Annotated in this window: 14 protein-coding genes; 13 read left to right on the forward strand and 1 reads right to left on the reverse strand. The window is 67.3% G+C overall.

The window, feature by feature from the left end; genetic code table 11:
• Positions 1 to 272: 272 nt before the first annotated feature.
• From N5D30_RS22600 to purD, 10 genes are all read left to right on the forward strand, one after another.
• The gene (locus tag N5D30_RS22600) at positions 273 to 2,066 is read left to right on the forward strand and encodes a protein-disulfide reductase DsbD (protein ID WP_279910772.1); all 1,794 of its coding nucleotides are present in this window, start codon (positions 273 to 275) and stop codon (positions 2,064 to 2,066) included.
• Between the two features lie 122 nt (positions 2,067 to 2,188).
• Entirely contained in the window at positions 2,189 to 2,632 is a 444-nt protein-coding gene (aroQ, locus tag N5D30_RS22605; protein ID WP_220815919.1) for a type II 3-dehydroquinate dehydratase, read from the forward strand.
• 25 nt (positions 2,633 to 2,657) lie between these two features.
• The gene (gene accB, locus N5D30_RS22610) at positions 2,658 to 3,116 is read left to right on the forward strand and encodes an acetyl-CoA carboxylase biotin carboxyl carrier protein (protein ID WP_279910774.1); all 459 of its coding nucleotides are present in this window, start codon (positions 2,658 to 2,660) and stop codon (positions 3,114 to 3,116) included.
• Between the two features lie 16 nt (positions 3,117 to 3,132).
• On the forward strand, positions 3,133 to 4,488 hold the full coding sequence (accC, locus tag N5D30_RS22615) for an acetyl-CoA carboxylase biotin carboxylase subunit (protein ID WP_279910777.1): 1,356 nt from the start codon (positions 3,133 to 3,135) through the stop codon (positions 4,486 to 4,488).
• Positions 4,489 to 4,622: 134 nt separating this feature from the next.
• Positions 4,623 to 5,504, forward strand: coding sequence for a 50S ribosomal protein L11 methyltransferase (gene prmA / locus N5D30_RS22620; RefSeq protein ID WP_279910779.1), 882 nt, complete (start codon positions 4,623 to 4,625; stop codon positions 5,502 to 5,504).
• Positions 5,505 to 5,619: 115 nt separating this feature from the next.
• On the forward strand, positions 5,620 to 6,945 hold the full coding sequence (locus N5D30_RS22625; protein ID WP_279910781.1) for a DUF3426 domain-containing protein: 1,326 nt from the start codon (positions 5,620 to 5,622) through the stop codon (positions 6,943 to 6,945).
• 217 nt (positions 6,946 to 7,162) lie between these two features.
• Positions 7,163 to 8,155: a tRNA dihydrouridine synthase DusB gene (dusB, locus tag N5D30_RS22630; RefSeq protein WP_279910782.1), complete on the forward strand. Its 993-nt coding sequence runs from the start codon at positions 7,163 to 7,165 to the stop codon at positions 8,153 to 8,155.
• Positions 8,152 to 8,487, forward strand: coding sequence for a DNA-binding transcriptional regulator Fis (gene fis / locus N5D30_RS22635; protein WP_220815925.1), 336 nt, complete (start codon positions 8,152 to 8,154; stop codon positions 8,485 to 8,487). The genes dusB and fis overlap by 4 nt, the downstream gene beginning before the upstream one ends.
• Positions 8,488 to 8,561: 74 nt before the next feature.
• Positions 8,562 to 10,169: a bifunctional phosphoribosylaminoimidazolecarboxamide formyltransferase/IMP cyclohydrolase gene (gene purH, locus N5D30_RS22640; RefSeq protein ID WP_279910783.1), complete on the forward strand. Its 1,608-nt coding sequence runs from the start codon at positions 8,562 to 8,564 to the stop codon at positions 10,167 to 10,169.
• A 220-nt stretch (positions 10,170 to 10,389) separates the two neighbouring features.
• A complete protein-coding gene (gene purD / locus N5D30_RS22645) occupies positions 10,390 to 11,679 on the forward strand; it encodes a phosphoribosylamine--glycine ligase (protein ID WP_279910784.1) in 1,290 nt (429 codons plus the stop codon).
• Positions 11,680 to 11,874: 195 nt separating this feature from the next.
• Here purD and N5D30_RS22650 read toward each other — a convergent pair whose 3' ends face one another.
• On the reverse strand, positions 11,875 to 13,506 hold the full coding sequence (locus N5D30_RS22650) for an MFS transporter (RefSeq protein WP_220815928.1): 1,632 nt from the start codon (positions 13,504 to 13,506) through the stop codon (positions 11,875 to 11,877).
• A 362-nt stretch (positions 13,507 to 13,868) separates the two neighbouring features.
• Here N5D30_RS22650 and N5D30_RS22655 point away from each other — a divergent pair, with 362 nt between their 5' ends.
• From N5D30_RS22655 to atzF, 3 genes are all read left to right on the forward strand, one after another.
• A complete protein-coding gene (locus N5D30_RS22655; RefSeq protein ID WP_279910785.1) occupies positions 13,869 to 16,634 on the forward strand; it encodes a hybrid sensor histidine kinase/response regulator in 2,766 nt (921 codons plus the stop codon).
• Between the two features lie 259 nt (positions 16,635 to 16,893).
• Positions 16,894 to 17,490: a MarC family protein gene (locus N5D30_RS22660; RefSeq protein ID WP_279910787.1), complete on the forward strand. Its 597-nt coding sequence runs from the start codon at positions 16,894 to 16,896 to the stop codon at positions 17,488 to 17,490.
• 169 nt (positions 17,491 to 17,659) lie between these two features.
• Positions 17,660 to 19,468, forward strand: coding sequence for an allophanate hydrolase (atzF, locus tag N5D30_RS22665; RefSeq protein WP_279910789.1), 1,809 nt, complete (start codon positions 17,660 to 17,662; stop codon positions 19,466 to 19,468).
• Positions 19,469 to 19,479 lie beyond the last annotated feature (11 nt).

Here is a 19,479-nt window from a genome sequence, read left to right on the forward strand (position 1 = left end):
GGCAATATCCGTTGACAGCCCGCGCCATCAGGGCAGTCGAGTGGAAGATCGGCTGTACGCCCCCAACGCCTCGTCGTCCCCGCGCAGGCGGGGCCCCAGGGACGCGGTGTCTTGACCCGCACCTGGATTCCCACCTGCGCAGGAATGACCGGATTTCCTGCCTTGTCCGAATAGGGCCTTCACCCGATTGCCCTACCTGCGCCACCCGGTCGCCTGGGGTCAGCCGGCGGACTTGGGTATGATGCCCGCCAAGTCCGTCGTGCGAGTCCGCCATGCGCCGCCTGCTGCCCCTGTTCCTGCTGCTGCTCACCCTGCCGGCCCTGGCTGGCCTGTTCGATGATCCGACGCCGCGCGGGGTGATCGACGAGGCGCCGCTGAACAACAGCGCCGACTTCCTGCCGGTACGCGAGGCGTTCCGCCTCGGCCTGGTGGAAAGCTCGGCGAACGCGGTGAAGCTGCGCTTCGTCAACGCCGAGGGCTACTACCTCTATCGCCACCGCTTCCAGTTCCGCATCGAACCCAGCGACCTGGCCAGGGGCGAGGCCGTGCTGCCGGCGGGCGAGCCGAAGCACGACGAATTCTTCGGCGACGTCGAGGTGTACTACGGCATCACCGACATCGAGCTGCCGATCGACAACCCCATCGACCTGCCCTTCACCGTACACGTCACCTACCAGGGCTGCGCCGACAAGGGCCTGTGCTACCCGCCGGAAACCGAACGCATCGAGGTCGACGGCAAGGGCGCCGCACCCACGACCGCCGCCGAGTCGTCGGCCGGCGCACCCGCCCCCACCGGCTGGACCTGGAAGGAACTGGCGCTGTTCTTCATCGGCGGCCTGGGCCTGGCCCTGACCCCCTGCGTGCTGCCGATGTTGCCGATCCTCACCGGCGTGGTCCTGCGCGGCCAGCCCGGCGGCGTCCGCGGCCTGGTGCTGTCGCTGGCCTATGTGCTGCCGATGGCGATCAGCTTCGCCATCCTCGGCGCGCTGATGGGCCTGTTCGGCGCCGAACTCAACCTGCAGGCGCGCCTGCAATCGCCTTGGGTGCTGGTGCCCTTCGCCATCTTCTTCGGCCTGTTCGGTGCCGCCAGCCTGGGCTTCCTCGAACTGCGCCTGCCGGCCGCCGTCGACGGCCCGCTGCAGCGCCTGAGCCAGCGCCTGCAGGGCGGCACCCTGCTCAGCGCCGCCGCCCTCGGCGTGCTCTCCAGCCTGCTGGTGTCGCCTTGCGTGTCGGCGCCCCTGGCCGGCGCCCTGCTCTATATCAGCGCCAGCGGCGACGCCCTCGGCGGCGGCCTCAAGCTGCTCGCCCTGGGCCTGGGCATGGGCACGCCTTTGGTGCTGTTCGCCGTCGGTGGCGGTGCCCTGCTGCCGAGGTCCGGCCCGTGGATGATCACCGTGCGCAACGCCTTCGGCGCCCTGCTGATGGCGGTTTCGGTCTGGCTGTTGGAGCGGGTGGTGCCCGGCCCGGTCGCCCTGGCCCTGTGGGGCCTGCTGGCCGCTGGCGTCGCCCTGTGGCTGGGCGTGCTGGAGCTGACGCCGAAGACCCACCACCAGAAGGTGGCCCAACTGCTCGGCCTGCCGCTGCTGGTCTATGCCGTGATGGCCTGGATCGGCGCCCTGCAGGGCGAGAGCGATCCGCTGCGTCCGCTCGGCCATGGCACCGCCATCATCGGTGCTCCTGTTCAGGCAGCCGAGAGCCAGTGGCAGACCATCACCTCGCCGGCCGAGCTGGACGCCGCCCTCGCCTCGGCGAAGAGCGCCGGCCAGCCGCTGCTGCTCGACTGGTACGCCGACTGGTGCATCAGCTGCAAGGTGATCGAGCGCGAGGTGCTCGCCGCACCCGAAGTGACCGCCCGGTTGGGCGGCTACCGGCTGGTCCGCTTCGACATCACCGAGAGCAGCACCGAGCAGCGCGCGCTGCTGGACCGCTACCAGCTGTTCGGCCCGCCCGCGATCCTGCTCTTCGCCGGAAACGGTGACGAGTGGAAGGATTTGCGTGTCGTAGGTGAAATCAACGCCGCCGATTTCGCCGAACGCCTGGGCAGCGCCACCGCCCGTCAGAACTGACGACGTCATATTTCTGCCGCAAATTTCGTCCATCGTGCCGACTACTTCTGGCAACTGGACAGCCCGCAGCGCTTTCGGCATAGTCCCGGCCAGTCCAAGGTCAGAACAACAAGGAAGCGCCCATGGCCACCCTCCTGGTGCTGCACGGCCCCAACCTCAACCTGCTGGGCACTCGCGAGCCCGACAAATACGGCGCCACCACCCTGGCCGAGATCGATCAGGATCTGGAGCAGCGCGCCCGCGCCGCCGGCCATCACCTGATGCATCTGCAGAGCAACGCCGAGTACGAGCTGATCGACCGGATTCATGCCGCGAAAGGCGAAGGTGTCGACTTCATCCTCATCAATCCCGCCGCCTTCACCCACACCAGCGTCGCATTACGTGACGCGCTGCTGGCGGTGAGCATCCCATTCATCGAAGTGCACCTGTCCAACGTGCACAAGCGCGAACCCTTCCGCCATCACTCCTACTTCTCCGACGTAGCGGTGGGAGTGATCTGCGGCCTTGGCGCCAGCGGTTACCGACTGGCCCTGGAGGCCGCCCTGGAACAATTAGAACGCCCCTGACCTCACCCTTGGGAGTTGCAGAACTATGGATATCCGTAAAGTCAAGAAACTGATCGAGCTGCTGGAAGAGTCCGGTATCGACGAACTGGAGATCCGCGAGGGCGAAGAGTCCGTGCGCATCAGCCGTCACAGCAAGCAGCCGGCCTACGCCCCGCAGCCGGTATACGCCGCCGCTCCGGCTCCGGCCGCCGCGCCTGTTGCAGCTGCCGCTCCGGTCGAAGCCGGCGCCCCCGCCGCGCCCAAGCTGAACGGCACCGTGGTCCGCTCGCCGATGGTCGGCACCTTCTACCGCGCCGCCTCGCCGACCTCCGCCAACTTCGCCGAAGTCGGCCAGAGCGTGAAGAAGGGCGACATCCTGTGCATCGTCGAAGCGATGAAGATGATGAACCACATCGAGGCCGAGGCCAGCGGCGTGATCGAGTCGATCCTCGTCGAAAACGCCCAGCCGGTTGAGTACGACCAGCCCCTGTTCACCATCGTCTGATGACGGGGAGCCCGTAATGCAGAAGCTGGAAAAAGTCCTGATCGCCAACCGTGGCGAAATCGCCCTGCGCATCCTGCGCGCGTGCAAGGAACTGGATATCAAGACGGTGGCGGTCTACTCCACCGCCGACCGTGAGCTCATGCACCTCGGCCTGGCCGACGAAACCGTGTGCATCGGCCCGGCGCCGGGCGCGCAGTCCTACCTGAGCATCCCGGCCATCATCAGCGCCGCCGAAGTCACCGGCGCCACCGCGATCCACCCGGGCTACGGCTTCCTCGCCGAGAACGCCGACTTCGCCGAGCAGGTGGAGAAATCCGGCTTCGCCTTCATCGGCCCGACCGCCGACGTGATCCGCCTGATGGGCGACAAGGTCTCGGCCAAGAACGCCATGATCAAGTCCGGCGTACCCGTGGTACCCGGTTGCGAAGGCCCGTTGCCGGAGGATGAGGAAACCGCGCTGAAGATCGCCCGCGAGGTTGGCTACCCGGTGATCATCAAGGCCGCCGGCGGCGGCGGCGGGCGCGGCATGCGCGTGGTGCACAAGGAAGAAGACCTGATCAAGTCGGCCAAGCTGACCCGCACCGAGGCCGGCGCCGCGTTCGGCAACTCCATGGTCTACCTGGAGAAGTTCCTCGGTAATCCGCGCCACGTGGAAGTCCAGGTGCTGTCCGACGGCCAGGGCAACGCCATCCATCTGTACGACCGCGACTGCTCGCTGCAGCGCCGTCACCAGAAGGTGCTGGAAGAAGCCCCCGCCCCGCTGATCGACGAAAAGGCCCGCGCCGAAGTGCTGCAGCGCTGCGTCGACGCCTGCATCGAGATCGGCTACCGCGGCGCCGGCACCTTCGAGTTCCTCTACGAGGACGGCCGCTTCTACTTCATCGAGATGAACACCCGCGTGCAGGTCGAACACCCGGTCACCGAGATGGTCACCGGCATCGACATCCTCAAGGAAATGCTCAGCATCGCCGCCGGCAACAAGCTGTCGATCAAGCAGGAAGACGTGAAGATCCTCGGCCACGCCCTGGAGTGCCGGATCAACGCCGAGGACCCGGACAACTTCATGCCCTGCCCCGGCAAGGTGAAGCACTTCCACGCCCCGGGCGGCAACGGCATCCGCGTCGACTCGCACCTGTACAGCGGCTACTCCGTGCCGCCGAACTACGACTCCCTTATCGGCAAGCTGATCAGCTACGGCCGCACCCGCGACGAAGCCATGGCGCGCATGCGCAACGCCCTGGAAGAGATCGTGGTCGACGGGATCAAGACCAACATCCCGCTGCACCGCGACCTGACCCGCGACAAGGGCTTCCTCAAGGGGGGCGTGAACATTCACTACCTCGAGAAGAAGCTGGGCATGGACAAGCACTAAAATCGAGCGGCAAGCTGCAAGCCTCAAGCGGCAAGCTGTACGATATGCCCCCAAGGGAGCGACCACGGTCGCTCCTTTCTTTTTCTTGCAGCTTGAAGCTTATGGCTTGCAGCTACGCCCGAAGGGAGGCCCCCATGCCCTGGTTACAAGTCCGTCTCGCCATCACCCCGGAACAGGCCGAGCCCTACGAGGACGCCCTGCTCGGCGTCGGCGCCGTGTCGGTGACCTTCATGGACGCCGAGGACCAGCCGATCTTCGAGCCGGACCTGGGCACCACCCCGCTCTGGTCGCACACCCATCTGCTGGCCCTGTTCGAGGCCGACACCGACCCGGCCAACCTGGTCGCCCACCTGGAACTGCTGACCGGCGGCCCGCTGCCCGAGCACCAGATCGAGCACATCGAGGACCAGGACTGGGAGCGCAGCTGGATGGACAACTTCCAGCCCATGCGCTTTGGCCGCCGCCTGTGGATCGTGCCGAGCTGGCACCAGGCGCCGGAGCCGGACGCGGTCAACCTGCTGCTCGACCCGGGCCTGGCCTTCGGCACCGGCACCCACCCGACCACCGCACTGTGCCTGGAATGGCTGGACGGCCAGGACCTGGCCGGCTGCACCGTGATCGACTTCGGCTGCGGCTCGGGCATCCTCGCCATCGCCGCCCTGCTGCTGGGCGCCCCCAGGGCAGTCGGCACCGACATCGACCCGCAGGCGCTGGAGGCCTCGCGCGACAACGCCTCGCGCAACGGCATCGATCCGGCGCGCTTCCCGGTCCATCTCCCCGCCGACATGCCGCAGCAGCCGGCCGAAGTGGTGGTGGCCAACATCCTGGCCGGTCCGCTGGTATCTCTGGCGCCGCAGATCACCGCCCTGGTCCAGGCCGGCGGCCGCCTGGCGCTGTCCGGCATCCTCGCCGAACAGGCCGAGGACGTGCGCGCCGCCTATGCCGACGCCTTCGAACTCGATCCGACGGCGGAAAAGGACGGCTGGGTACGCATCAGCGGCGTGAAACGCGGGTAAGTTGCGCGCACTACTACGCCAATACGGGGCAGAAATGCCCTGTACGCACGCAACCCCTTGTATTCTCACGCCCCTGCCTGGGTAAACTAGCGCCCTGTTTCGCACGGACCCCCGCATGACCGACAGCTTCGTCACCCAATGCCCCCACTGCCATACCAGCTTCCGCATCAGCCGTGCGCAGCTGGGCGCAGCCCATGGCGCGGTACGCTGCGGTGCCTGCATGCGCGTGTTCAACGCCGCCCAGCAGTTGCTGGTGGACCAGAACCGGGCCGCCAAACCGGCTACCCCGTCGCCCGTTCCTGCTCCGGCCAGACCGGCGGCGCCCGTGGTACCTCCGGCCGCCACGCAACCGCCCCGCCCGGCCCCGGCCGTCTCCGCACAGCCCACGACCACGGCGGCGCCAGCGGTCAAGCCGCCGGCAGAAAAGAAATCCGTCGATACCCTGTGGATTCACGACGACCTGGACCTGGACAGCCTCGACCTGGACGAGGAACTGGCCAAGCTGGAAGAACAGGAAATGCAGCTGTCCCGCGAGTTTCTGGCGATGGACAGCGCCCCCCGGCCGGGCGAAGGCGCGCCGCGCGACGATGACGAAGACAGCCGGCACGACGAGAGCTGGGCCGAGTCGCTGATCAAGGACGAGCCGGCGAACAAGCCGGCCGCCGTCCCGCCGCCCCGCCCACGGGAGGAACCTCAACCCGAGCCGCCTGCCGCGAAGAAGACCGAGCCCGCGAGCCGTCCCCAGCCGCTCGAAGAGCCGCTGCCCGAGCGCGAGGAGCCGGCACTGGGCGACCTGTCTTCCGACGAGGACGAGGCAGAAGAAATCGGTGACGACAACTACCGGGTCGCCGCCGAGCCCGCGGCCAAGGCGCCACGCAGCGAACCGGCACTGCGCAACGACAGCCTGCTCGACCTGAGCGACGACCCGCTGCAGCTGGACTGGCAGCAGCCGAAGAAGCCCTGGGGCCGCTGGATCGGCTGGGGCCTGCTGAATCTGCTGGCCGCCGGCGCCCTGGCAGGCCAGTACGTGGTTTACCACTTCGAGGAACTGGCCCGGCAGGACCGTTACCGTCCCTGGTTCGAGGCCCTCTGTCCGGAAATCGGCTGCACCCTGCCGTCCAAGGTCGACATCGCCCAGGTGCGCAGCACCAACCTGGTGGTGCGCAGCCATCCGCAGTACATGGACGCGCTGATGGTCGACGCCATCCTCTACAATCGCGCGCCGTTCGCCCAGCCGTTCCCGCTGCTGGAACTGCGCTTCGCCGACCTTAACGGCCAGCTGATCGCCAGCAGCCGCTTCCGCCCCAGCGAGTACCTCAGCGGCGAGCTGGCCGGCCGCGACGAGATGCCGCCGCAGACCCCGATCCACATCTCCCTGGAGATCAAGGACCCGGGCTCCAGGGCGGTCAACTACAGCCTCAGCTTCCACTCTCCCGAGTAGGTTGCAAAACGCCGGATTTCCGGCGTGTGCACCTTGCCACCTAGCCAAAGGCGATAACCCGATGGCTGCTCATAATTTGTTCAAAACAGCCTTTATCCGGTCACCGAGAGCGGGTATCATGCCCTCCCTTTTTCGCACTCCCCCGATCGCCGTTCCGCACTCTGGCGGGCTACGCCATTGCCCGAACGACCTTCGAGACAACAGGGATGACCCGTCGGTGGTACGCATCGGCCCTTACACTCTGCCCAACCCGCTGATCCTCGCCCCCATGGCGGGCGTCACCGATCAGCCGTTCCGGCAGCTGTGCCGCCGCCTCGGCGCCGGCATGGTGGTGTCCGAGATGGTGACCAGCGACGTGCGCCTGTGGAACAGTCGCAAGTCCCGCCTGCGCCTGGTGCACCAGGGCGATCCCGAGCCGCGCTCGGTGCAGATCGCCGGCGGCGATCCCGAGATGCTGGCCGAGGCCGCCCGTCGCAATGTCGAGCTGGGCGCGCAGATCATCGACATCAACATGGGCTGCCCTGCCAAGAAGGTCTGCAACAAGGCCGCCGGCTCGGCGCTGATGAAGGACGAGCAGCTGGTCGCCGCCATCCTCGACGCGGTGGTCGCCGCCGTCGACGTGCCGGTGACCCTGAAGATCCGCACCGGCTGGGACCGCGCCAACAAGAACGGCATCACTGTGGCGAAGATCGCCGAGCAGGCCGGCATCGCCGCCCTCGCCGTGCACGGCCGCACCCGCGCCGATCTGTATACCGGCGAGGCCGAGTACGACACCATCGCCGCCATCAAGCAGGCGATCTCCATTCCGGTGTTCGCTAACGGCGACATCGACTCCCCGCAAAAAGCCAGGGCCGTGCTCGACGCCACCGGCGTCGACGCCCTGCTGATCGGCCGCGCGGCGCAGGGACGGCCGTGGATCTTCCGCGAGATCGCCCACTTCCTGACGACCGGCAAGGAACTGCCGGCGCCGGCGCTGTATGAAGTGGAACGCATCCTGCTGGAGCATCTGGCCGCGCTGCACGCCTTCTATGGCGAACACATGGGCGTACGCATCGCCCGCAAGCATGTCGGCTGGTACCTGGCAACCCTGCCCGGCGCGCGGGAGTTCCGCGCCGGCTTCAATCGCCTCGACAGCACCGACGCGCAATGCGCCGCCGTTCGGCAGTTCTTCGCCGAGCAGAACAACAAGGGAGAAGGGGTGGCCGCATGACGAGGATGACCGAGCCTTTTTTTGAGCAATCCGTTTTTGATGGGGCAGTACCCGTGAGCGACAACGCCAACCTGAAGCAGCACCTGAACACACCGTTCGAGCAGGGCCAGTCCCTGCGCGACAGCGTGGAGAAGGCGCTGCACAACTACTTCGCCCACCTCGAGGGAGCCGACGTCACCGACGTCTACAACCTGGTACTGACCGAGGTCGAGGCGCCGCTGCTGGAGACCGTGATGAACTACGTCAAGGGCAACCAGACCAAGGCCTCCGAGCTGCTCGGCCTGAACCGCGGGACCCTGCGCAAGAAGCTCAAGCAGTACGACCTGCTGTAAGCATCGAACCCATGACGAAGGGCGGCCCGTGGCCGCCCTTTTTCACTGAATCTCCAGCTCCGATGGACTTTGCAATGACTGACCAGACCACCCGCCTTCCCGTTCGCCGCGCCTTGATCAGCGTCTCCGACAAGACCGGCATCCTCGAGTTCGCCCGCGAACTCGTCGCCCTGGGCGTCGAGATCCTCTCCACCGGCGGCACCTACAAGCTGCTCAAGGACAATGGCGTCGCGGCGGTGGAAGTGGCCGACTACACCGGCTTCCCGGAGATGATGGACGGCCGCGTGAAGACCCTGCATCCGAAGATCCACGGCGGCATCCTCGGCCGTCGCGCCTTGGACGGCGCGGTGATGGAAGAGCACGGCATCCGCCCGATCGACCTGGTCGCGGTCAACCTCTACCCCTTCGCCGCCACCGTGGCCAAGCCCGGCTGCGACCTGGCCGACGCCATCGAGAACATCGACATCGGCGGCCCGACCATGGTCCGCAGCGCCGCGAAGAACCACAAGGACGTCGCCATCGTGGTCAACGCCGGTGACTACGCCGGCATCGTCGAGTCGCTGAAAGCCGGCGGCTTGAGCTACGCCCAGCGCTTCGACCTGGCCCTCAAGGCCTTCGAGCACACCGCCGCCTACGATGGCATGATCGCCAACTACCTGGGCACCATCGACCAGAGCCGCGACACCCTGAGCACCGAAGCGCGCGGCGCCTTCCCGCGCACCTTCAACAGCCAGTTCATCAAGGCCCAGGAAATGCGCTACGGCGAGAACCCGCACCAGAGCGCGGCGTTCTACGTGGAAGCGCAGAAGGGTGAGGCCAGCGTGTCCACCGCCGTGCAGCTGCAGGGCAAGGAACTGTCGTTCAACAACGTGGCCGACACCGACGCCGCGCTGGAATGCGTGAAGAGCTTCGTCAAGCCGGCCTGCGTCATCGTCAAGCACGCCAACCCGTGCGGCGTCTCCGTGGTGCCGGAAGACGAGGGCGGCATCCGCAAGGCCTACGACCTGGCCTACGCCACCGACACCGAGTCGGCCTTCGGCGGCATCATCGCCTTCAACCGCGAGCTGGACGGCGAGACCGCCCGGGCCATCGTCGAGCGCCAGTTCGTCGAAGTGATCATCGCCCCGAAAGTCTCCGCCGAGGCCCGCGAAGTAGTGGCCGCCAAGGCCAACGTGCGCCTGCTCGAATGCGGCGAGTGGCCGGCCGAACGCGCCGCCGGCTGGGACTTCAAGCGGGTCAATGGCGGCCTGCTGGTACAGAGCCGCGATATCGGCATGATCAAGGCCGAAGACCTCAAGGTCGTCACCCAGCGCGCGCCGAGCGAGCAGGAAATCCACGACCTGATCTTCGCCTGGAAGGTGGCCAAGTTCGTCAAGTCCAATGCCATCGTCTATGCCAGGAACCGCCAGACCGTGGGCGTCGGCGCCGGCCAGATGTCGCGGGTCAACTCCGCGCGCATCGCCGCCATCAAGGCCGAGCACGCCGGCCTGGAAGTCAAAGGCGCGGTGATGGCCTCGGACGCCTTCTTCCCGTTCCGCGACGGCATCGACAACGCCGCCAAGGCCGGCATCACCGCGGTGATCCAGCCGGGCGGCTCGATGCGCGACGCCGAGGTGATCGCCGCCGCCGACGAGGCCGGCATCGCCATGGTCTTCACCGGCATGCGCCACTTCCGTCATTGATTGGCATGGCCGCGCTGTAGCAGGCGTCTGCGTTGTTGCGGACGACTTCGCTAATGCTCATTGCCAGTCGGCAACTGCGCTTATCGAAGCCATCCGCGCCTAGCATCCACCAGCTCCATCGCGGCCCGATAGAACGCCAGAAGCAAGATTTCCGCAGGGTAGATAACGCTTTGTTTATCCACCAAACGGGCCCAAGGCCCGCCTCCATGAGGAGAGAGATATGAACGTACTGATCATCGGCAGCGGCGGCCGCGAGCACGCCCTGGCCTGGAAAGTGGCGCAGGACAAGCGCGTCGAGAAAGTCTTCGTCGCCCCGGGCAATGCCGGCACCGCCACCGAGGCCAAGTGCGAGAACGTCGCCATCGACGTGCTGGCCATCGAGCAGCTGGCCGACTTCGCCGCGCAGAACGTGCAGCTGACCATCGTCGGTCCCGAGGCGCCGCTGGTGAAGGGCGTGGTCGACCTGTTCCGCTCGCGCGGCCTGGACATCTTCGGCCCCACCGCCGCCGCCGCCCAGCTGGAAGGCTCCAAGGCCTTCACCAAGGACTTCCTGGCGCGCCACGATATCCCCACCGCCGACTACCAGAACTTCACAGAGGTCGAGCCGGCCCTGGCCTACCTGCGCGAGAAGGGTGCGCCGATCGTGGTCAAGGCCGACGGCCTGGCCGCCGGCAAGGGCGTGATCGTCGCCATGACCCTGACCGAAGCCGAGGAAGCGGTGCGCGACATGCTCTCGGGCAACGCCTTCGGCGACGCCGGCGCCCGCGTGGTGATCGAGGAGTTCCTCGACGGCGAGGAAGCCTCCTTCATCGTCATGGTCGACGGCGAGAACGTGCTGCCCATGGCCACCAGTCAGGACCACAAGCGCGTCGGCGACGGCGACACCGGCCCCAACACCGGCGGTATGGGCGCCTACTCCCCGGCCCCGGTGGTCACCCCGGACGTGCACCAGCGCGTGATGGACGAGGTGATCTACCCGACCGTGCGCGGCATGGCGGCCGAAGGCAACGTCTACACCGGCTTCCTCTACGCCGGGCTGATGATCGACAAGGCCGGCAAGCCGAAAGTCATCGAGTTCAACTGCCGCTTCGGCGACCCGGAGACCCAGCCGGTGATGCTGCGCCTGGAATCCTCCCTGGTGCTGCTGGTCGAGGCCGCCCTGGCCAAGGCGCTGGACAAGGTCGAGGCGACCTGGGACCCGCGTCCGACCGTGGGCGTGGTGATCGCCGCCGGCGGCTACCCGGGCGACTACGCCAAGGGTGATGTGATCGAGGGCCTGGACGCGGCGGCCAAGATCGACGGCAAGGTGTTCCACGCCGGCACCGCGCTCAAGGATGGCCAGATCGTCACCGCCGGCGGCCGCGTGCTGTGCGCCACCGCCATCGGCCCGAGCGTTTCCAGCGCCCAGCAGCAGGCCTATCGCCTAGCCGAGCAGATCCGCTGGAGCGGCAGCTTCTACCGCAAGGATATCGGTTACCGCGCCATTGCCCGCGAGCAGGGCAAGGACTGAAAAACCTGCTCACGGTCCTCTGCGCGTCGGCCCTACTGCGTTAAAAACAGGTTCGGAATGCTCATGTACAAAAGTACATTCCGCTTCCTCGCCTGTTTTTGCCTTGTATGGCTCTAGCTCGATAACCGTGAACACGTTTTTGCCCTTTCAAGGAAAGGCCCCGCACTGCGGGGCCTTTTCATTTGCAGGTAGCGATCAGTGCCAGTCGCGCAGGTCTCGGTCCTTGGTCTCGGGCATCAGGAACAGGCCGATGATGAAGGTCATCACCGCCACCACGATGGGATACCACAGGCCGTAATAGATGTTGCCGGTGGCCGCCACCATGGCGAACGCGGTGGTCGGCAGGAAGCCGCCGAACCAGCCGTTGCCGATGTGGTACGGCAGGGACATCGCCGTGTAACGGATGCGCGTCGGGAACAGCTCCACCAGCAGCGCCGCGATGGGCCCGTAGACCATGGTCACGAACAGCACCAGCACGGTCAGCAGCAGCACCAGCATCGGCGTGTTGATCTGCTCCGGGTCGGCCTTGGCCGGGTAGCCGTGGCTGCGGATCACCTCGGTCATCCTGACGTTGAACGCATCGGACTCCGCCTTGAACCGGTCGGCCGCCATGCCGGCGCCGGAAAACGAGGCGATGGTCTCGTCGCCGATGCGGATGCTGGCATTGGTACCGGCCGGCGCTTCCTCGTTGGCGTAGTTCACCGAGTTGCGCGCGAGGAAGCCCTTGGCGATGTCGCACGAGGTAACGAACTTCGAGGTGCCCACCGGGTTGAACTGGAACGAACATTCGCTCGGGTCCGCCACCACGGTCACCGGCGCGGTGGCCTGGGCCCGCTCCAGCGCCGGGTTGGCGTAGTGGGTGATCAGGCCGAACAGCGGGAAGTAGGTCAGCGCCGCGATCAGGCAGCCGCCCAGGATGATCGGCTTGCGCCCGATCTTGTCCGACAGCCAGCCGAAGACGATGAAGAACGGCGTGCCGATCAGCAGCGACAGGGCGATCAGGATGTTCGCCGTGGGCCCGTCCACCTTCAGCGTCTGGGTCAGGAAGAACAGCGCATAGAACTGGCCGGTGTACCAGACCACCGCCTGCCCGGCGGTGCCGCCGAACAGGGCGATCAGCGCCATCTTGGCGTTCTCCCAGCGGCCAAACGCCTCGGTCAGCGGCGCCTTGGAAGTCTTGCCCTCTTCCTTCATCTTCTTGAAGGCCGGGCTCTCGCTCAGGGTCAGGCGGATCCATACCGAGATGCCGAGCAGCACGATGGAAAGCAGGAAGGGAATGCGCCAGCCCCAGGCGGCGAAGGCTTCCTCGCCGAGCCAGGTGCGGGTGCCGAGGATCACCAGCAGCGACAGGAACAGGCCCAGCGTCGCGGTGGTCTGGATCCACGAGGTATAGAAGCCGCGCCGGCCATGGGGCGCGTGCTCGGCCACGTAGGTCGCCGCGCCGCCGTACTCGCCGCCCAGCGCCAGCCCCTGGAACAGCCGCAGCACGATCAAGATGATCGGCGCCGCGATGCCCCAGGTCGCGTAGGACGGCAGGATGCCGACGATGAAGGTCGACAGGCCCATGATCATGATGGTGATGAGGAAGGTGTACTTGCGCCCCACCAGGTCGCCGAGCCGGCCGAACACGATGGCGCCGAACGGCCGCACCGCGAAGCCGGCGGCGAAGGCCATGAGGGCGAAGATGAAGGCGGCGGTGGGATTGACCCCGGAGAAGAACTGCGCTGCGATGATCGCCGAGAGCGATCCGTAGAGATAGAAGTCGTACCACTCGAAGACGGTGCCGAGGGAAGACGCGAAGATGACCTTGCGCTCTTCCGACGTCATGGGGCCGGCCGGTGCATGGCCGGGTGCTGCCGTTGACACGCTCATATAGGCTGCCTCCGACGCCCTGTCGACGGAGAGCGGGATCGCCCTGCGTCCGGACGTCTTTTCTTGTGATTGTTCTGATCGGGAAGGCTAGACCCGCGCCGGGCGGCCGGCATTAGACCTTAGTCTAAGATGCTTGAAGTCCGGCCGGAGAAGTGGCAGAAGCGCCGCCGACCGGCTTGTCGGTCGGAAAATGGCCGATCCGGTGCCGATTCGAGGTAAAGATGCGGTAAAACAGGGGGCGAGGTTGGTCGGCATGGCTGCCTTTTGTGTCACACCCCTATATATAATCCTCCGGTTCACCAAAGAAGGGACTCCACTTGCGTCGGCTCTGGATCGCCACAGGACTCATCGTCAGCCTGCTGCTCGGCCTCTCGGCCACGTCGAACGCCGCTCCCGGGGACGATAGCTGGTCCATCCTGCTCGACAAGTCGGCGCAACTGAGCTTCGCCGAGGTGCAGGCGCAGAGTTCGCGCTTCCAGCCGCTGGACCGCCTGGCCTTCACTCTCCCCGCTTCCTCCCAGGCCGTCTGGCTCAAGGTCGATACCCGCTCCCTGTCCGCCCCGCACTGGCTGTGGCTGTTCGCCCCGCGGGTGCAGCACCTGGACTTCTACCTGGTCAGGGACGGCGTGGTCGAACAGCAGCTGCGCACCGGCGAGGCGCTGACCCTCAGCTCGCGCCCGCTGCCCTCGCGTTCCTACCTGTTCAGCCTGCCCAACGACGACCAGCCGCGCACCGCCTACTTGCGAATGACCTCCAACCACGCCCTGATGATGTGGTTCAAGGTCATCGACGAGGCCGAGCTGGTGGCCCAGGAGCGGCCCGCCTACCTGTTCGGCGCGCTGATCGGCGGCCTGCTGCTGATGGCCCTGTTCAACCTGCTGCGCATGGCCTACTCGCCCACTGCCAGCAACTTGTGGCTGGCCGGCACCCATGCCGCCCTGGCCCTGTGCGCCACCGCCAACACCGGCCTGCTCGCCGTGCTGATGCCGCAGCAGAGCTACAACCAGTCGCTGATCGCCGACCTCTCGGCCCTCGCCGCCGTGCTGTGCATGCTCGGCTATACCCGCTTCTTCTTCAGCGGCACGTCCGCCGAGCGCAGCCCGCTGCGCCACCTGCTGCACCTGGAGTTCGCCCTGGTCGCAGTGGCTGCGGCGGTGATCGGCTTCACCGGCCTGCTCTGGCACAGCTGGCTGGTCTACGGCCTGGTGGTGATGGTGGTGGTCACCGTGCCCACCATCGCCTTCATCCACTGGCGGGCCGGCTACCGCCCGGCCCGCCTGATCTTCGCCGGCCTGGCGATCTTCGGCCTGGGCTTCGCCACACTCGCCCCGGTGCTGTTCGGCTTCGACCAGCTCAACCCCGGCTGGCTGGTGCTCAGCCTGTTCAGCGTGGCGATGGTCTCCGGCCTGATCCTCAGCATCGCCCTGTCCGAGCGCCAGCGGCAGATCCAGAGCGACACCCTGCAGCAGCGCACCCGCGAGGCCGCCGTCAGCGCCGAGCTGAAGACCAAGGCCGAGTTCCTGGCCAAGATCAGCCACGAAATCCGCACCCCGATGAACGGCGTGCTGGGCATGACCGAGCTGCTGCTCGGCACCCCGCTGTCGGCCAAGCAGCGCGACTACGTGCAGACCATCCACAGCTCGGGCAACGAGCTGCTCACCCTGATCAACGAGATTCTCGACATCTCAAAGCTGGAGTCGGGCCAGATCGAGCTGGACGACGTGCAGTTCGACCTCCACGCCCTGGTCGAGGACTGCCTGGACATCTTCCGCGCCAAGGCCGAGCGGCAGAAGGTCGAGCTGATCAGCTTCACCCAGCCGCAGGTGCCGCGCGTCATCAGCGGCGACCCCACGCGCCTGCGCCAGACCCTGATGAGCCTGCTGGACAACGCCTTCCGCCAGACCGACGAGGGCGAAATCCTGCTGGTGGTGGCGCTGGACACCGACGGCGACGCGCCGCGCCTGCGCATCGCCGTGCAGGACAGCGGCCGGCCGCTGGAGCCGGGCGAGCGCGACGCCCTGCTCAACACCGAGCTGCACAGCAGCGACTTCCTCTCCGCCAGCAAGCTCGGCGGCCGCCTCGGCCTGATCATCGCCCGCCAGCTGGTGCGCCTGATGGACGGCGAGTTCGGCGTGCAGAGCGGCGGCAGCACCGGCACCACCCTGTGGCTGACCCTGCCGCTCGACCCCCAGCGCCTGGAGCAGGCCACCGCCGACCTCGACGGGCCGCTGGAAGGCGCGCGCCTGCTGGTGGTGGACGACAACGAGACCTGCCGCAAGGTGCTGCAGCAGCAGTGCGCGGCCTGGGGCCTGCAGGTCAGCGCGGTGGCGTCCGGCAAGGAGGCCCTGGCCCTGCTGCGCACCAAAGCGCACCTGCGCGAATACTTCGACGCCGTGCTGCTGGACCAGGAAATGCCCGGCATGACCGGCATGCAGCTGGCCGCCAGGATCAAGGAAGACCCCAACCTCAACCACGACATCCTGCTGATCATGCTCACCGGCATCAGCAACGCGCCGAGCAAGATCATCGCCCGCAACGCCGGCATCAAGCGCATCCTGGCCAAGCCGGTGGCCGGCTATACCCTCAAGACCGTGCTCGCCGACGAACTGGCCCAGCGCGAGGCCGGCGCGCCGCGCGCGCTGCAGCCCGACAACGCGCCGCTGCAGGTGCCGGAGGACTTCCGCATCCTGGTCGCCGAGGACAACAGCATCTCCACCAAGGTCATCCGCGGCATGCTGAGCAAGCTCAACCTCAAGCCGGACACCGCCAGCAACGGCGAGGAAGCCCTGCGCGCGATGCAGGAACAGCAGTACGACCTGGTGCTGATGGACTGCGAGATGCCGGTGCTCGACGGCTTCTCCGCCACCGAGCGCCTGCGCGAGTGGGAGCTGCGCGAGCGGCGCAGCCGCACCCCGGTGGTGGCGCTGACGGCGCACATCCTCGCCGAGCACAAGGAGCGCGCGCGCCAGGTCGGCATGGACGGCCACATGTCCAAGCCGGTGGAGATGTCGCAGCTGCGCGAGCTGATCGCCCACTGGATACGCGAGCGCGAACGCCGCCAGCGCGACGTCCTGCACTCCTAGGGTCTGTACGAAAAGTCGTCGAGCGAATGGGTGAGGAAGCGGACTGGGCTCGCATGCGAGTTTACGAGCTGTAAATGAGCATGACTCACTGCGTTCGCCCTTCGGGCCGCGCCTTGGCGCGTTAGCAGCAAGCTGCTTTCCGAACCCGTTTTCAACGAAGCATCACCGAGCGCAGGCACTTTTCGTACAGAGCCTAGCCAGTGGCGGTGGCGCCCCGGCGCCCTCTATGCTTGCACCATCCTCCTGACGAGCCCGATCCATGCTCTCCGTGCTGTTCAGCCTGTACCTGAAAATGCTGGTCCTCTACAGCCCGTTCTTCGTGCTGTCCTGCTTCCTCGGCCTGACCCCGGGCTATAGCGTCAGGGAGCGCAAGAAGCTGGCCTGGAAAGTGGCGCTCGGCACCCTGGTGGCCAGCGTGCTGCTCTACCTGTTCGGCCAGACCATCTTCGAGATCTTCGGCATCACCGCCGACGCCTTCCGCATCGGCGCCGGCTCCGTGCTGTTCATCTCCGCCCTGGGCATGGCCCAGGGCAAGCCGGCGGTGCAGGCGGACAACGTGCAGCAGGACGTCACCATCGTGCCGCTGACCATCCCGCTCACCGTCGGCCCGGGCACCATCGGCGCCCTGCTGGTGATGGGCATCAGCCAGCCGCACTGGGACGACAAGCTGCTGGCGATCATCGCCATCGGCATCGCCAGCGTCACGGTCGGCGTGGTGCTCTACCTGTCCGACAAGGTCGAGCGGCTGCTGGGCCAGCAGGGCCTGCAGATTCTCAGCCGCCTGATGGGCCTGTTCGTCTGCGCCCTGGCCGCGCAGATCATCTTCACCGGGGTGCGCGGCTACCTCGCCCCCTGACCGCCCCGCCCTGGCGCACCGGCACCGGCGTCCGGCCCCCAAACGGGGCACGGCCGCCTGCAAGTTCGCTCCATCATCCTGAAAAATCCTTCTGAAACAACGAGTTGAATAACTGGCACAGCTCCTGCTTTGTCGACATCAACTTGGATACAAGAAGGAATCTAGGAAGATGTCCCATCGCGGATTCGGCTGGACCCTGAGCGAATGGCAACAGGCCTATCGCACCGAGAACCTGCAACCCGGCGCGCTCGCCGAGCTGCTTGCCGAACTGGGCGGCGAAGACCCGGCCTGGATCAGCCTGGCCACGCCCGCCCAGCTGCAGGCCCAGCTCGACGCCCTGGCCGAGCGCCTGGCCGCCGTCGAGGGCGACCTGGGCAAGCTGCCGCTGTACGGCGTGCCCTTCGCCATCAAGGACAACATCGACGCCGCCGGCTGGCAGACCACCGCCGCCTGCCCCGAATTCGCCTACACGGCCGAGGCCGACGCCACGGTGGTGGCCCGCCTGCGCGCCGCCGGCGCCATCCTCGTCGGCAAGACCAACCTCGACCAGTTCGCCACCGGCCTGGTCGGCACCCGCTCGCCCTACGGCGCGGTACCCAACAGCTTCAAGCCCGACTACGTCAGCGGCGGCTCCAGCTCCGGCTCGGCCAGCACCGTGGCGCGCGGCCTGGTGGCCTTCTCCCTGGGCACCGACACCGCCGGCTCCGGCCGCGTGCCGGCCGGCTTCAACAACATCGTCGGGCTCAAGCCGACCAAGGGCTGGCTGCCCAACAGCGGCCTGGTGCCGGCCTGCCGCACCCTGGACTGCATCTCGGTGTTCGCCCTGACCGTGTCCGACGCCCTGGCCGTGGCCGAGATCGCCGGCGGCTACGACGGCGCCGACGCATACAGCCGCAAGAACCCCAACAGCGCCCGGGTCGGCATGCCGGCCAAGCCGCGCCTGGCGGTGCCGGCCAGCCCCGAATTCTTCGGCGACAAGCAGAACCAGGCGGTATTCGAAACTGCCCTGGGTAAGCTGCGCGAACTGGGCGCCGAACTGGTCGAGATCGACTTCGAACCCTTCCAGGCACTGGCCGAGCAGCTCTACTACGGCTCCTGGGTCGCCGAGCGCACGGTGGCGCTGGAAGGCGTGGAACCCTCGCACATCAACCCGGTGGTGCGCGGCATCGTCGCCAATGGCGAGAAATACAGCGCCTGCGACGCCTACAAGGCCGAGTACATCCGCGCCGAGCTGGCGCGCCGGATCAACGACGCCCTGGCCGGCTTCGACGCCCTGGTGGTGCCGACCTCGCCGACCCTGCGCACCCTGGCCGAGATGGAAGCCGAGCCGGTGCTGTTCAACAGCCAGTTCGGCACCTACACCAACTTCACCAACCTGGCCGACCTCGCCGCTCTGGCCGTGCCGGCCGGCCTGCGCGCCGACGGCCTGCCGGCCGGCATCACCCTGATCGCCCCGGCCTGGCACGACCACGCCCTGGCCGCCTTCGGCCAGCGCTGGCAGCAGGCGCTCGCCCTGCCGCTGGGCGCCACCGGCCGGCCGCTGCCGGCACAGACAGCGAGCGCCAAACCCGCTCCCGGCAGCGTGCGCGTGGCCGTGGTCGGCGCCCACCTCACCGGCATGCCGCTGAACTTCCAGCTCGTCACCCGCGACGCCGTGCTGGTCGAGCAGACCACCAGCGCCGCCAGCTACCGGCTCTACGCCCTGCCCGGCACCGTACCGCCCAAGCCGGGCCTGGCAAGGGTGGCCGAGGACGGCGCCGAGATCATCGTCGAGCTGTGGGACGTGCCCCAGGCGCGCTTCGGCGAGTTCGTCGCCGAGGTCCCGCCGCCGCTGGGCATCGGCAACCTGGAGTTGTCCGACGGCCGCTGGGTCAAGGGCTTCATCTGCGAGCCCTATGCCTTGGCGGGCGCCCGCGACATCACCGGCTTCGGCGGCTGGCGCGCGTTCATCGCCAGCCTCCAGGGCGCGCGCCCATGACTCCCCGGCGG

The organism is Pseudomonas sp. GD03875 (assembly GCF_029840585.1).
In the GTDB taxonomy this organism is placed as follows: domain Bacteria; phylum Pseudomonadota; class Gammaproteobacteria; order Pseudomonadales; family Pseudomonadaceae; genus Aquipseudomonas; species Aquipseudomonas paralcaligenes.

What these genes read in the sequence shown, in the direction of transcription:
- N5D30_RS22600 (WP_279910772.1), top strand. Translation starts at nt 273, where the DNA reads ATGCGCCGCCTGCTGCCCCTGTTCCTGCTGCTGCTCACCCTGCCGGCC.
- aroQ (WP_220815919.1), top strand. Translation starts at nt 2,189, where the DNA reads ATGGCCACCCTCCTGGTGCTGCACGGCCCCAACCTCAACCTGCTGGGC.
- accB (WP_279910774.1), top strand. Translation starts at nt 2,658, where the DNA reads ATGGATATCCGTAAAGTCAAGAAACTGATCGAGCTGCTGGAAGAGTCC.
- accC (WP_279910777.1), top strand. Translation starts at nt 3,133, where the DNA reads ATGCAGAAGCTGGAAAAAGTCCTGATCGCCAACCGTGGCGAAATCGCC.
- prmA (WP_279910779.1), top strand. Translation starts at nt 4,623, where the DNA reads ATGCCCTGGTTACAAGTCCGTCTCGCCATCACCCCGGAACAGGCCGAG.
- N5D30_RS22625 (WP_279910781.1), top strand. Translation starts at nt 5,620, where the DNA reads ATGACCGACAGCTTCGTCACCCAATGCCCCCACTGCCATACCAGCTTC.
- fis (WP_220815925.1), top strand. Translation starts at nt 8,152, where the DNA reads ATGACGAGGATGACCGAGCCTTTTTTTGAGCAATCCGTTTTTGATGGG.
- purH (WP_279910783.1), top strand. Translation starts at nt 8,562, where the DNA reads ATGACTGACCAGACCACCCGCCTTCCCGTTCGCCGCGCCTTGATCAGC.
- purD (WP_279910784.1), top strand. Translation starts at nt 10,390, where the DNA reads ATGAACGTACTGATCATCGGCAGCGGCGGCCGCGAGCACGCCCTGGCC.
- N5D30_RS22650 (WP_220815928.1), bottom strand. Translation starts at nt 13,506, where the DNA reads ATGACGTCGGAAGAGCGCAAGGTCATCTTCGCGTCTTCCCTCGGCACC.
- N5D30_RS22660 (WP_279910787.1), top strand. Translation starts at nt 16,894, where the DNA reads ATGCTCTCCGTGCTGTTCAGCCTGTACCTGAAAATGCTGGTCCTCTAC.
- atzF (WP_279910789.1), top strand. Translation starts at nt 17,660, where the DNA reads ATGTCCCATCGCGGATTCGGCTGGACCCTGAGCGAATGGCAACAGGCC.